Source organism: Streptomyces phyllanthi, assembly GCF_009377205.1.
GTDB classification, from domain to species: Bacteria; Actinomycetota; Actinomycetes; order Streptomycetales; family Streptomycetaceae; genus Streptomyces; species Streptomyces phyllanthi.
This window is the reverse complement of sequence record NZ_VJZE01000061.1, coordinates 17986-31315: the sequence shown is the minus strand read 5'-3', so window position 1 is coordinate 31315 and position 13330 is coordinate 17986. Positions and strand designations below refer to the sequence as shown.

The window sequence follows — 13330 nt, the reverse complement described above, 5'->3', positions numbered from 1 at the left end:
AGACAGCACGGCGCGGGGGGCGGGGCCTCCCGCGGGGGAGCAGTGTGAGGCGAACACGTCGAACCACTGGGGACCTGGGGGGTTCTGTGCGGCAAGGGGGACTAGTCAGCCCGTTTCCGTCGGCGCGCGGGCGCCTGGCGAACGGGGCAATCAGCCAGCCCGCGATCGACTGGGAGCAGCGGTACCGCCGTACCGTGATCACCAGCGATACCGTGGCCACCGCCTTCGTGGTGGCGGCGATCGGCAACTTCTTCGGGGCCCGGGACGCGGCCAACTGGCACGAGAAGTGGGGAATCCTCGCATTCGGCACCGAGCTGCTGGTGCTGGGGGCTCTTGCCGTGAGCCGGGCGTGGGCTCCGGCCGTGCTCGGCCAGGGCGCCGAGGAATTCCGCCGGCTCGGACGCTCACTGTTCATGGCGACCGTCGTACTGGCGCTCGGCGGGATCGCCCTCACCTCGCGCAACATCAAGCTCTGGATCTTCGTCGCGATCCCCGCGATCGCGCTCGTCACCATGCCCACGCGGTATCTGCTCCGCCTCTGGCTGCACAAACAGCGCAAGGAAGGACGGTGCCTGAGACCGGTGCTCGCTGCCGGGAGCCCGGCCACCGTGCGCGACCTGATCACCCGAACCCGCAAGTTCCCGCACCTCGGCTGGCGGGTGGAGGCGGTGTGCACGACGGACGGTCGCGGGCTCGACGGCGACCAACTGGACGGAGTGCGGGTCGTCGGCCGACTGACGGACGTCGCCAAGCACGTCCGCCACGACGGCTACCGCGTCGTCGCGGTCACACCGGACCCGCACTGGTCACCGGACCGGCTGCAGCGGCTCGCCTGGAACCTCGAAGGCAGCGACGCCGAGATGGTCGTGGCCCCCGTGCTGATGGAGGTGGCCGGCCCGCGGCTGCACGTCGACGCGGTGCTCGGGATCCCGCTGCTGCGGGTCAGCATGCCGACGTTCTCCGGGGGCCGCCGGGCGGTCAAAGAGGTCGTCGACCGGATGGGCGCGGCGATCCTGCTGATGCTGTTCGCGCCGCTGATGGTGTTCGTCGGGCTGCTCGTGCTGGTGGACAGCCGGGGTGGGGCGTTCTACCGCCAGCGCAGGGTCGGCAAGGACGGCCGTGAGTTCACCATTCTCAAGTTCCGCACCATGGTCGCCGGGGCCGACGGGGCACGTGCCGAGCTGGCCGACCGCAACGAGGGCGCCGGCCCGCTGTTCAAGCTCCGCCGGGATCCGCGGGTGACCCGGGTGGGAGCGGTACTGCGCCGGTACTCGATCGACGAGCTCCCGCAGCTTTTCAACGTGCTCACCGGATCGATGTCGCTCGTCGGTCCGCGGCCTCCGCTACCGGAGGAGTCCGCTGCGTACGGCCCGGACATCCGGCGGCGGCTGCTGGTCAAGCCCGGACTCACCGGCCTGTGGCAGATCAGCGGACGCAGCGACCTGCCGTGGGAGGAGGCGGTCCGGCTGGACCTGCGGTACGTGGAGGACTGGTCGCTCGCCCTGGACACAGTGATCTTGTGGAAGACGCTGCGTGCGGTGCTCCACGGGCAGGGGGCCTACTGATGCGCGGGGGTCTGCAACTCAACGGTCCCGCCGGCGTGCGGACCGCAGGCCGCAAGGGCCTGCCTGGGGGGAGGAACGGGTCATGAGAGTCAGCGTTTTCGGGCTCGGCTACGTGGGCTGCGTGTCGGCCGCGTGCCTGGCCAGCATGGGGCACGAGGTCATCGGGGTGGACGTGAACCAGGTGAAGGTCGACCTGGTCAACAGCGGCTTGGCCCCGGTGGTCGAGGAGCGGATCGGCGAGCTCATCGCCGAGGTCGTGCGGAGCGGAGCGTTGCGCGCCACCGACGACGTCCGCGAGGCGATCATGGGCAGCGAGGTGTCGCTGGTCTGCGTCGGCACGCCGTCGGAGCCCAACGGCAGCCTGTGCACCACATACCTGGAGCGGGTCACCGAGCAGATCGGCGCCGCACTGGCCGAGGAGGGCAAGCAGGGGGGCCGGCACACCGTCGTGTTCCGCAGCACCATGCTCCCGGGCACCTGCCTGAACCTGCTGGTGCCGATCCTGGAGAAGTACGTCGGCGGGACGGCCGGGGTGGACATCGGGGTCGCGGTCAACCCGGAGTTCCTGCGTGAGGGCACGAGCGTGCGGGACTTCTTCGACCCGCCGAAGACCGTCATCGGCGAGCTCGACCCGGCAAGCGGCGACGCGGTGACGGCGCTGTACGACGGCCTGCCCGGCGAGGTGTTCCGCGTGCCGGTCCCGACGGCCGAGGCGATCAAGTACGCGGACAACGCGTTCCACGGCCTCAAGATCGGCTTCGCGAACGAGCTGGGCGCGGTCTGCCAGGCACTCGGGGTGGACTCGCACCAGGTGATGGACGTGTTCCTCGCCGACCGCAAGCTGAACATCAGCTCCGCCTACCTGCGGCCGGGCTTCGCCTTCGGTGGCTCCTGCCTGCCCAAGGACCTGCGCAGCCTGGTCCACGCGGCGCAGCGGGCCGACGTCTCGGTGCCCATCCTCGCCCACGTGCTGCCCTCCAACGCCGACCATCTGCAGCGCGCGGTGGAACTGGTCGAGCGCACCGGCAAGCGCCGGGTGGGCCTGTTCGGGCTGTCCTTCAAACCCGGCACCGACGACCTCCGCGAGAGCCCGCTCGTCGAGCTGGCGGAAAGGCTCTTCGGCAAGGGTTACGACCTGAAGATCTACGACGCCAACGTGAGCCTCTCCCGGCTGCTCGGCGCGAACCGCGAGTACATCGAGACCCGGCTGCCGCACCTCGCACAGCTGCTCGCGGACTCCGTCGAGGAGGTGCTCGAGCACGCCGAGGTGTGCCTGGTCGGGACCAGGGACCCGGCTGTGCTGTCGGCGCTGCCCCATGGCGACGCCCCGGTGATCGTCGACCTCATCCGCCTTCCCGACGCCGAGGCGCGCCGGACCGAACCGGGGTACATGGGCCTTGCTTGGTAACACATCGTTTGGTGACACATCGTTTGGTGACACAGCCAGCGGCGACGGGTCGGGCCGGCGCGCGCTGATCCTGGTGGAGAACCTGTCGGTGCCGTTCGACCGGCGGGTGTGGCAGGAGTGCACGACGCTGCGCGACGCGGGCTGGAAGGTGCACGTCATCTGTCCCCGGGGTGAGAAGCGGGACACGGAGCCGGAGGCGGAGATCGACGGGGTGCGGATCCACCGCTACCCGTTGCGCGCGGCCACCGGAGGGCCGGCCGGCTACCTGCGGGAGTACGGATCGGCGTTGTGGCACACGGTCCGGCTGGCCCGGAAGGTCGGCCCGGTCGACGTGGTCCACGCCTGCAACCCGCCCGACCTGCTGTTCCTGCCGGCGCTGTGGCTGAAGCGGCGCGGGGCGCGGTTCGTCTTCGACCAGCACGACCTGGTACCCGAGCTGTACCTCTCCCGGTTCGGCCGAGGCGAGGATCTGCTCTACCGCGCCGTGTGCGCGCTGGAACGGCGGACCTACCGGGCCGCGGACGTCGTGCTCGCCACGAACGAGAGCTACCGGGACGTCGCGGTGCGCCGTGGCGGTCGGCGGCCGGAGGACGTTTTCGTGGTGCGCAGCGCGCCCGAGGTCGATCGGTTCCGCCCGGTGCCACCCGAGCCGGAGCTGAAGCGCGGCAAGCCTCATCTGCTGTGCTATCTCGGCGTCATGGGCCCTCAGGACGGCGTCGACTACGCCTTGCGGGCCCTCGCGAAGCTGCGCGACGAGCTCGGGCGGACCGACTGGCACGCGGTGTTCGTCGGCGCCGGCGACGCCTTCGACGCGATGGTGGAGCTGTCGGGGCGGCTCGGTCTCTCCGAGCAGGTGCAGTTCACCGGGCGCATCCCGGACGCCGACCTGGTGCGCTACCTGTCCACCGCGGACGTGTGCCTCTCCCCCGACCCGCGCAATCCGCTCAACGACGTGTCGACCATGAACAAGGTCCTGGAGTACATGGCGATGGGCCGGCCGATCGTCTCGTTCGACCTGAAGGAGGCGCGCGTCTCCGCCGGTGACGCCGCCGTCTACGCGCCGGCCAACGACGAGGCCGAGTTCGCCGAGCTCATCGCGCTGCTGCTGGACGATCCGGAGAAGCGGGCCCGGATGGGCAAGATCGGCCAGGAGCGGATCAGCGGGCAGCTTTCCTGGCGGAACTCGCAAGCGTCGCTGCTCGCCGCCTACGCCGCTGCCTGCCGTGACCACACTCCGGTGCCGGGGGCGACCCGGTCCGGGCAGGGAAGAGGCCGCGCCGTTGAGCGATGACACGATACGCCTGGTCACGATCGGGCGGATTTTCCGTCGGCGGTGGCGGCTTCTCGCCATCGTCGCCGTGGTGGGTGCGCTCGTCGGCTACGGCGCGTCTTTGCTGTTCCCGCCGCGTTACACGACGTCGGCATCGGTACTGCTGCCGGGGGCGTGGGAGAGCCGCGAGCTGCTGACTCAGACGGAGATCGCGACCAGTTCGGTGGTACTCGACCGCGCGGCTGCCACGCTCGGCTGGACCGGGGTGAGCGGCAGCGAGCTGCGGGATCGGGTGAGCGCCAAGGCCGCCGACGGGAACATCATCAAGATCTCGGGCACGGCCGACACCCCGGAGCGCGCACAGCGGCTCTCCGACCGGGTGGCCCAGGAGTTCGTCACCTTCGCCACGCGGATCGTGGGCGACACCACCGACTCCGACGCGGCGGCGGAGCTCGAGGCACTGCGGAAGAAGGTGGCGCAGACCAACCGCGGCATCACCGATCTGGCCAATGCGGCCGATCCGGGGCAGACCGTGGAGAGCGTGCAGGCCCGCACCGAGCTCGAGCAGCTGCGCACCGCGCTGCAGGAGGCCATGGAGAAGCTGGAAGAGGCCGGCCCGGCGACCAACAAGGCCAACATGGTGGTCATGGGGCCGGCGGCCCGGCCGACCGGCGAGGCACCGCCGACGAGGATGCAGCTCATGGTCGCCGGGGCACTGCTGTTCTTCCTGCTCGCGGTCATCGGCCATCTCACCGCCGCACGGATGAGTCGCCGACTGCGCACCGAACCGGAGATCGCCGCGGCGCTGCGCTCGACGCTGCTGGGTACCGTCGACGTACCCGGTGGACGGCTCGCGCACCGGCCGGAGGACGGTCGCCCGCGGGCCTGGATCCGCCGGCTGCTGGGCGTCGACACCCGGTGGGACATACCGACCCCGCGGACGTCGGGCGACGAGGCCGGCAGGCGGATCCGCTACCGGCGGGTGTGCGCCCGCCTCCGGGAACAGCTGCCGGCCCCCCGACGGCTGCTGGTCGTCGTCCCGGACGGCGACGAGATCGCCCGCCGGGCCGCCGTGCAGCTCGTCGCCGAGGCCGGCAGCGATCCTTCCCCGAGCTCTTCGAACGGGGGAGACCCCATGCTGCGGGTGGTGGGGGTTTCGGTGTCCCGGCCGCTGGTGCCGGACCGCGACACCGAGTCCGGTGCCCTGGTCGTGCTCAGCGCGGGCAGCCGGACCGCGGGAGAGCTCACCGGTATCGCCGAGGCGTGTGCGGACGCCAGGCATGAGGTCGTCGGCATCGTCGTCGCCGGCGCGGTCCGGGCCCGTCCGACGCGGTCTGCCGGCCGTTCGCCGCATCACGCCACGCCGGCGCTCGCGGTCGGCGACGACGCGAGGGGAGGTTCGGTATGACGACTGGTACGACTTCGGAGTCGTCGGCCGCCGCTCCGCTGCTGGACCTGCACGCGCTGGTGGTGGCAGTGCGCAGGCGCCGCCGCTTCTGGTGCTCCATGGCGCTGCTGGGGCTGCTGGTCGGCGCGGCTGTGGCGGTCCTGCTGCCGCCGCCGCCGACCGCGGTGACCAAGGTGCTGGTCGCGCATCAGGAGGACCAGCCGAACGACACCGGAACGCTGATCCGCACCGACGTCGCGCTGCTGCACACCACGCGGATCGCCCGTAAAGCCCTGCAGTCCCTCGGGTCCCCGGAAAAACCGGAGGACTTCATGCAGGACTACGAGGGTCTCGGCCTGACCAACAACCTGCTGCAGATCAATGTGACAGGTGACAGCGACGCGGAAGCGGTGGCCCGCGCCAAGGCGCTGGCCGACGCGTTCGTCGCCGACCATGTGAGGCGGATCCAGGAGGCCGCGGACGCCGAGGCCAAGAGCCTGCTCGACCAGCGTGACCGAATGCGGGACGAACTCACCCAGGTCAACAAGGCGATCGGAGACGGATCGCCGGAGAGCGGCCCGGAGACGTCGGCGAACCTGGAGTCGCTCTTCGCCCGCCGGGCCGAGCTCACTTCGCGGATCGCCGATTTCAACCTGCGCGCCGAGGAGGCGCGCATCGGCTCGCCCCAGGTCATCGCCCGCACGCAGATCGTGGACGCACCGCGCGCGGTGCGGAGCTCCCTGCCCAAGGCCGCCGCCATCAACGCCGCGATCGGGCTCGTCCTCGGGCTCGTCCTCGGGCTCGCGGTGGCCGCGGTCGGCACGGTGGTGGCGGACCGCCCCGTGCTGCGCCGGGACATCGCGGCGAACCTGGGCGCCTCGGTCATCGCGGAGCTGCCCCGCCGGTCGGGCAGGCTGTGGCAGCGCCGACAGACCCGGGCGGCACGGACAAGGCTCACCGCGACCCTGGCCCGCACTGTGCGCGGCTCCGCGGAACCGGTGTCGCTGCTGGAACTGGGCTGTGCGCGCAGCACGAGCCTGATCGCCCTGGACGTCGCCAGGGCACTGGCTCCGGAGGAGCCCGTGGTCATCGTCGACGGTCTGCCCGGCCCGCAGCTCGCGGGCCGCCGCCGGCAGCCAGGAGACCCGGCCGTGGTCAGCGGCGAGCAGGCCGCGGCTGTGCCGCATCAGACGCGCCGGCTCGGCGTCGGCTCGGTCGCGCCCGGCACGGCGTGGACCGACCTCCCGTTCCTCGGCAGCCAGACCGTACTCGTCGTGCGTGCCGGGCACGGCAGCGCCGCGTGGCTGCACACCGTGGCGCGGCAGCTCACGGACCAGCGCGTTCCGGTGATCGGTGTGGTGCTGATCGACCCCGATCCGCGTGACCGGACCGACGGCACGCTGTGGGACGGGCTGCACACCGCGCTGCGCGGCCAGAACGAGCGGCTGGCCCGACAGCACATGACGGGCCGGCGGCGGACGGAGCGGCTGCCGATATGGGCGGCACGGGTCCCGGACAGCGACCAGGAGGCGCGGTAGCACATGTGTGGCATCGCAGGCACGTACCGATGGCCGGACGGGAAGGTCGTGGCCGACCGGCTCACCGATACCCTCGCCCACCGCGGTCCGGACGGGGCGGGCCGGTACAGCCACCCCGCCGGTGACGGCGAAGTGCACCTCGGGCACCGCCGGCTGGCCATCATCGACCTGTCCGACACGGGCGCCCAGCCGATGGTCTCGGGCGGCCTCGTCCTGACGTACAACGGCGAGCTGTACAACGCCCCCGAGCTGCGTGCCGAGCTGGCAGCCGCCGGGGTGCGCTTCCGCGGTACCTCCGACACCGAGGTGCTCCTTGAGGCCTGGCGGCGCTGGGGCACGGACTGCCTGCCCCGGCTGCGCGGCATGTTCGCGTTCGGGGTCTTCGACGAGCGAACCGGTGAGCTGGTGCTCGCCCGCGACCAGCTCGGCATCAAGCCGCTGTTCCTGCTCCGGCGCGGCGAGGGTCTGGTGTTCGCCTCCGAGCTCAAGGCGCTCGCCGCCGTGACCGGCGGGTCGCTGCAGGTGGACCATGCGGCGCTGGTGGCCTCGCTGCTGTACTACTGGGTGCCGGACTCACGGTGCGCGTTCCGTGAGGCGGAGAAGCTGCCGCCGGGGAGCTGGCTCCGGTGCCGGCCCGACGGCCGGGTGGAGCGCGGCCGGTACTGGCACCTGAAGGACGTCGCCGCCGAGGGCCGGGAGCGGGCCCGGGCCGGAGAGCAGCCTGACATGGCCGCCATCGTCGAGGAGTCGACCCGGCGCCACCTGCTCTCCGACGTACCCGTGGCGACCTTCCTCTCCGGCGGTCTCGACTCCAGCTGGCTGACCGCGCTTGCGGCCCGCCACCAGCCCGGGATCTCCGCCTACACGATCGGGTTCCGCGCCGAGGACGCCAGGTTCGAGGCGATGCCGGACGACCTGCGCTATGCCCGGCAGGTCGCCGAGCGGTTCGGCGTCGATCTGCACGAGATCGAGATCGCTCCGAACGTGCTCGACCTGCTGCCGCGGATGACGTACCACCTGGACGAGCCGATCGGCGACCCCGCCGCGATCAACACGTTCCTGATCTGCTCGGCCGCCCGGGAGGCCGGGGTCAAGGTGATGCTCTCGGGGATGGGCGCCGACGAGCTGTTCGCCGGTTACCGCAAGCACCTGGCCAACCTGCTCGCGCTGCGCTACCAGCGCGTCCCGCGGCCCCTGCGGCGCGGCCTGTCCAGGGCCGTGGACCGGCTGCCGGTCGCCTCGGCCCGCCGGGGGTACCGGTCGGTGCGCTTCGCGAAGCGGTTCCTGTCCTTCGCCGATCTGCCGGAGGAGACGGCGTTCCGGCGCAGCTACACCATGTACGACCAGGACGAGCTGCTCGCCCTTCTCGATCCGGACCTGGCCGGGACGGTCGAGGACGTGCTGACCGAGCACGCGGACATCTACCAGGACAACGACCTCGACGACTTCGTCAACCGCATGTGCCTGGGCGACGCCCGGATGTTCCTGCCGGGCCTGAACCTCACGTACACGGACCGGTCGAGCATGGCCGCGTCGACCGAGGTGCGGGTGCCGTACGTGGACGTCGAGGTGGTCAGGGCGGCGTTCGCCGTGCCCGGTGATCGCAAGATCGTCGGGCGGCAGGGCAAGGCCGTCCTCAAGGAGGCGGCCACCTCGATCCTGCCCCGGGAGATCGTGTACCGGCCCAAGGGCCTGTTCAGCGCCCCGCTGCGCGCCTGGATGAGCCGGGATCTGGCACCGCTGGTGCGCGAGGTGATACACGACGGCGAGCTCGTCCGTTCCGGGTTCCTGCGCCGCGACGCGCTGGCGCGGCTCGTCGCCGAGGACGCCGCCGGGCATCGCGACTTCTCCAAGCATCTGTGGCATGTGCTGACCCTCGAGTACTGGTATCGCGGCGCGACCTCCGGGGCCGGCCAGAACTCTCCCTTGACGGCGTAGAGACAAGAGGACCTCGGGTGAAACAGGTTGTGCAGAACTACAAGAGCGGCGAGCTGGCGGTGCTCGACGTGCCGGTGCCGGGGTGCAAGCCGGGCGGTGTGCTGGTCCGCAGCGCCTACTCGCTGATCTCCACCGGGACCGAGCTCATGAAGGTGTCCGAGGCCGGCATGTCGATGCTGGGCAAGGCCCGCTCCCGGCCGGACCAGGTGGCCAAGGTCATGCAGAGCGTGGCCACCAACGGGGTGCCCGCCACCTACCGCAAGGTGATGGGCAAGCTGGACTCCTACACACCGCTGGGCTACTCGCTGTGCGGGGTGGTCGAGCAGGTCGGCGCCGGGATCGACGATGTGAAGGTCGGCGACCTCGTTGCCTGCGCGGGCAACGAGCACGCGCTGCACGCCGAGCTGAACTGGGTGCCGAAGAACCTCTACGCCCCGGTACCGGACGGTCTCGCGCCGCGGCACGCGGCCTTCGGCACCGTCGGGTCGATCGCGATGCAGGGCGTCCGCCAGGGCGAGCCGCAGCTCGGCGAGGTGGCGCTGGTCATCGGCCTCGGGCTGATCGGGCAGCTGGTGGTGCAGCTCCTGGCCGCCTCGGGAGTGCGCGTCGTCGGGGCCGACCCCGACCCGGTGCGCTGTGAGCTCGCCGAGCGGCTGGGCGCCGCGGCCTGCGGAGATCCCGCCTCCGCGGCCGTGGAGACTGCCGTCGCCGAGCTCACCGACGGTCACGGCGTGGACCAGGTGTACCTGGCCGCCGGCGGCGGCAGCAACCAGCCCGTCGAGCTGGCCGCCCGGCTCTGCCGGGACCGCGGCCGGGTCGTCGACATCGGCAAGTGCCGCCTGGACCTGCCGTGGAACGCGTACTACGAGAAGGAGCTCGACGTCCGGTTCTCCCGCAGTTACGGCCCCGGGCGCTACGACCCGGAGTACGAGCTCGAGGGCCGGGACTACCCGATCGGCTACGTGCGCTGGACCGAGCGCCGCAACCTGGCGTGCTTCCTCGATCTCCTCGCCCGCGGCAGCGTCGACGTGGAGCCCCTGGTCTCCCACATCGCCGACTTCGATGACGCGGTCGAGACGTACCGGCGCCTGAAGGACGGCGAGATGAAGGCCGTGGCCGTGCTGTTCCGGTACCCCGAACACGCGGGGGAAGCGGAGGAAGCGGCGGCCCCGACGGTGGCCGTGCCCGCGGTGAAGCGACCCGGCGGCGGAGTGTCCACGCCGGCCCGGGCCGCCAAGACACCGGTGCGCCTCGCGTTCGTCGGCGCGGGAAACTACGCGACGTCGATGCTGCTGCCGCACCTGGCACAGCGCGAGGGCGTCGAGTTGTCGACCGTCGTCACCACGACGGCGCTGTCCGCGGCCAACGCGCAGCGGAAGTTCGGCTTCGCCGAGGCGACCACCGATCTCGACGCCGTGCTCGGCGACAAGTCCATCGACGCGGTGTTCGTGGTCACCCGCCACAGCTCGCACGCCGAACTGACCCGAAGGGCACTGCTGGCCGGCAAGACGGTGTTCGTGGAGAAGCCGTTGGCGCTCACCGAGGACGAGCTGGCCGGCGTGCTCGCGGCGGTGGAGGAGTCCGGCAACGACCGGCTGCAGGTGGGCTTCAACCGCCGGTTCGCGCCGCTGCTGCAGGAGGCCAGGAAGCGGTTCGGCGCCCGGACCGGTCCGGCGAGCCTGCGCTACCTGGTCAACGCGGGCCAACTGCAGCACGGCAGCTGGTACCTCCAACAGGGCACCGAGGGCTCGCGGTTCGCCGGCGAGGGCGGACACTTCATCGACACGGCGAGCTGGCTGCTCGAGGCCGACCCGGTATCGGTGTACGCGGTCGCCCCGCCCGGCAACGAGGACCTACAGGTCGTGCTGCGCTACCCGGACGGGTCCACCGCCACCATCAGCTACGTCACCACCGGCGCGCCCGGCTTCCCCAAGGAGACACTGGACCTGGTCGCGGACGGCAAGGTGCTGCGGCTCGACGACTTCGTCCGCGCCTCGTTGTTCGTGGACGGAGGGGTCGGCCGCAAGCGATGGGTCAGTTCGCGGCTGCCCAAGGCCCGGGACAAGGGCCAGAACGCCGAGCTGGCCGCGTTCATCAAGGCCGTGCGGACCGGCGGGCCGATGCCGGTGCCGCTTCAGTCGCTGGTCGCCACCACGGCGGCCACCCTCGCCGTGCAGACCGGCCTCGCCGGCGGCGCGCCGGTGACGTTGGCGAGGGCACGATGACCGTGAGCTCGGGGAGTCCGGGCTGGTACCTGCGGCGGCTGTCCCGGATGGGACCGCGGGAGGTCGCGGGCCGGGTGGGCGACACGGTGCGCAGGCGGCGGTGGCGGTCGGCGCCGCCGGACTGCCCGAGCGTGCCCGGCGCCCGGTTCACCGCGGTCCTGCCCGCCGGAACGATCGCCGCAATACCTTCGGACGCCGCGAAACGTCTCGTCGCCGAGGCGGACCGGCTGATGGACGGGCACGCCGAGTACTTCGGTGTGGACCGCGACGACCTGGCCGACCCGGACTGGGGATACGACCCGAAGACCGGGCGCCGGGCTCCGGGGGGCTACGCCTTCGACGTGCCGTACCGGAACGAGGACGCGGTCGGGGACATCAAGCAGATCTGGGAGCTGTCCCGGCACCAGTACCTCACCGTGCTCGCCGCCGCCTACGCGATCACCGGGGACGAGCGGTACGCCGAGCGAGTGGCCGGGCACCTGCGGTCGTGGTGGGCGGCCAACCCACCGCTGCGCGGGGTGCACTGGATCAGCGGCATCGAGCTGGGCATCCGGCTGCTGTCCTGGGTGTGGATCCGCCGGCTGCTCGACGGCTGGCCGGGCGTGGCCGCCCTGTTCGAGGACAACCCGGTGGCGCTGAACCAGATCTGGCACCACCAGCGCTGGCTGGCCGCCTTCCCCAGCCGGGGGTCCTCGGCGAACAACCACGTCATCGCCGAGGCCGCCGGGCAGTTCGCCGCAGCCTGCGCGTTCGGGTGGTTCCCCTCGTCGGCGCGCTGGCGAGCCGACGCGCTGCGGTCGCTGGAGCGGCACCTGCGCGGCAACACCTTCGCCTCCGGCCTCAACCGCGAGCTGGCCACCGAGTATCACGGACTGGTGCTGGAGCTCGGCCTGGCCGCGGTGGCCGAGGCGGATGCCGCGGGCGTGCCAGTCCCCGCGTCGGTCCGGCTGGTGCTGCTGCGGATGACCGACGCGCTCGCGGCCGTCGTGGACAGCCGGCTGCGGCCACCGCGCCAGGGGGACGCCGACGACGGGCACGGTCTGGTCGTGGACGGCGCGGGGACCGACCGCTGGGCCTCGCTGCTGGCCACCGGGGACGCCGTGTTCGGCCGGCTCGGCTGGTGGCCGGCGGTGACCGGCACCGATGTGCGCACCCCGCTGCTGGCCGCGCTCATCCGGCCGTACGCGAAGAACGGAACCGCGCCGGCCGTGTCCCGCCCGGCAGGCCGACCGGCTCATTTCGCCGACGCGGGCATGACCATCCTGCGCGGTCCGGGGGAAACGGGCGAGATCTGGTGCCGCTGCGACGGTGGTCCGCACGGGTTCCTGTCCATCGCCGCGCACGCCCACGCGGACGCGCTGTCCGTGGAGGTCCGGCACGACGGGGTCGACGTGCTCGCCGACCCGGGGACGTTCTGCTACCACGGGCAGCCCGAGTGGCGGCAGTACTTCCGGTCGACCCTCGGCCACAACACCCTCCAGTTGGACGGCGGTGACCAGTCCGTCTCCGGCGGCCCGTTCCTGTGGACCCGGCATGCCCGCAGCCGTGTCCTCGTCGCGGACACATCCGGCGCCTCCGACGGGGGGACGGCCCGCTGGTGCGCCGAGCACGACGGTTACCAGCCCTCCGTGCACCGCCGCCGGGTGGAGCTGACGGCCGCGAGCCAGGAGCTGCGGGTGGTCGACGAGGTCCGCGGCCAACACGGCCCGCGCCGCGCCGTGCAGCTGGCGTTCCACCTCGGGCCTGCGATCGCCGCGGACCTGGCGGGAAACCGGGCCGTGCTCACCTGGACCCGGGACGGCGAGGACCGCTCCGCGGTGCTCGACCTGCCCGGGCAGCTGAGCTGGCGGGCGCATCGCGGCGAGAGTGACCCGCCGCTGGGCTGGTACTCCGCCGGCTTCGGGCGCAAGGAACCCACCACAACGCTGGTCGGCACCGGCTTCGCCGACGGCGCGGAGGGGTTCACCACCGTACTCAGGTTCCACGGCTAGGGGGATGT

At 72.0% G+C, this 13330-nt stretch carries 7 protein-coding genes and 1 pseudogene; all 8 read left to right on the top strand.

Annotation, left to right across the window (positions count from 1 at the left end):
• Nucleotides 1–86 precede the first annotated feature (86 nt).
• On the top strand, nt 87–1565 hold the full coding sequence (locus FNH04_RS12075; protein ID WP_322722949.1) for a sugar transferase: 1479 nt from the start codon (nt 87–89) through the stop codon (nt 1563–1565).
• A gap of 82 nt (nt 1566–1647) precedes the next feature.
• Complete coding sequence (locus tag FNH04_RS12070) at nt 1648–2973, top strand: nucleotide sugar dehydrogenase (RefSeq protein ID WP_152783301.1); 1326 nt, start codon at nt 1648–1650, stop codon at nt 2971–2973.
• A pseudogene (locus tag FNH04_RS12065) lies at nt 2963–4257 on the top strand (glycosyltransferase family 4 protein). The gene FNH04_RS12070 and the pseudogene FNH04_RS12065 overlap by 11 nt, the downstream one beginning before the upstream one ends.
• Entirely contained in the window at nt 4254–5651 is a 1398-nt protein-coding gene (locus FNH04_RS12060; protein ID WP_152783299.1) for a Wzz/FepE/Etk N-terminal domain-containing protein, read from the top strand. Before FNH04_RS12065 ends, FNH04_RS12060 begins: the two are co-directional and overlap by 4 nt.
• Nucleotides 5648–7168: a Wzz/FepE/Etk N-terminal domain-containing protein gene (locus tag FNH04_RS12055; protein WP_152783297.1), complete on the top strand. Its 1521-nt coding sequence runs from the start codon at nt 5648–5650 to the stop codon at nt 7166–7168. The genes FNH04_RS12060 and FNH04_RS12055 overlap by 4 nt, the downstream gene beginning before the upstream one ends.
• Before the next feature lie 3 nt (nt 7169–7171).
• Nucleotides 7172–9106 (top strand): asparagine synthase (glutamine-hydrolyzing), encoded by a 1935-nt coding sequence (asnB, locus tag FNH04_RS12050; protein WP_152783295.1) that lies wholly within the window; start codon nt 7172–7174, stop codon nt 9104–9106.
• A 17-nt stretch (nt 9107–9123) separates the two neighbouring features.
• On the top strand, nt 9124–11331 hold the full coding sequence (locus FNH04_RS12045) for a bi-domain-containing oxidoreductase (RefSeq protein ID WP_322722948.1): 2208 nt from the start codon (nt 9124–9126) through the stop codon (nt 11329–11331).
• Entirely contained in the window at nt 11328–13322 is a 1995-nt protein-coding gene (locus tag FNH04_RS12040) for an alginate lyase family protein (protein WP_152783293.1), read from the top strand. Before FNH04_RS12045 ends, FNH04_RS12040 begins: the two co-directional genes overlap by 4 nt.
• Nucleotides 13323–13330: the final 8 nt, after the last annotated feature.

Bases quoted from the DNA above. Each gene is read 5' to 3' on its own strand.
- FNH04_RS12070 (WP_152783301.1), top strand. From the start codon at position 1,648: ATGAGAGTCAGCGTTTTCGGGCTCGGCTACGTGGGCTGCGTGTCGGCC.
- FNH04_RS12055 (WP_152783297.1), top strand. From the start codon at position 5,648: ATGACGACTGGTACGACTTCGGAGTCGTCGGCCGCCGCTCCGCTGCTG.
- asnB (WP_152783295.1), top strand. From the start codon at position 7,172: ATGTGTGGCATCGCAGGCACGTACCGATGGCCGGACGGGAAGGTCGTG.
- FNH04_RS12040 (WP_152783293.1), top strand. From the start codon at position 11,328: ATGACCGTGAGCTCGGGGAGTCCGGGCTGGTACCTGCGGCGGCTGTCC.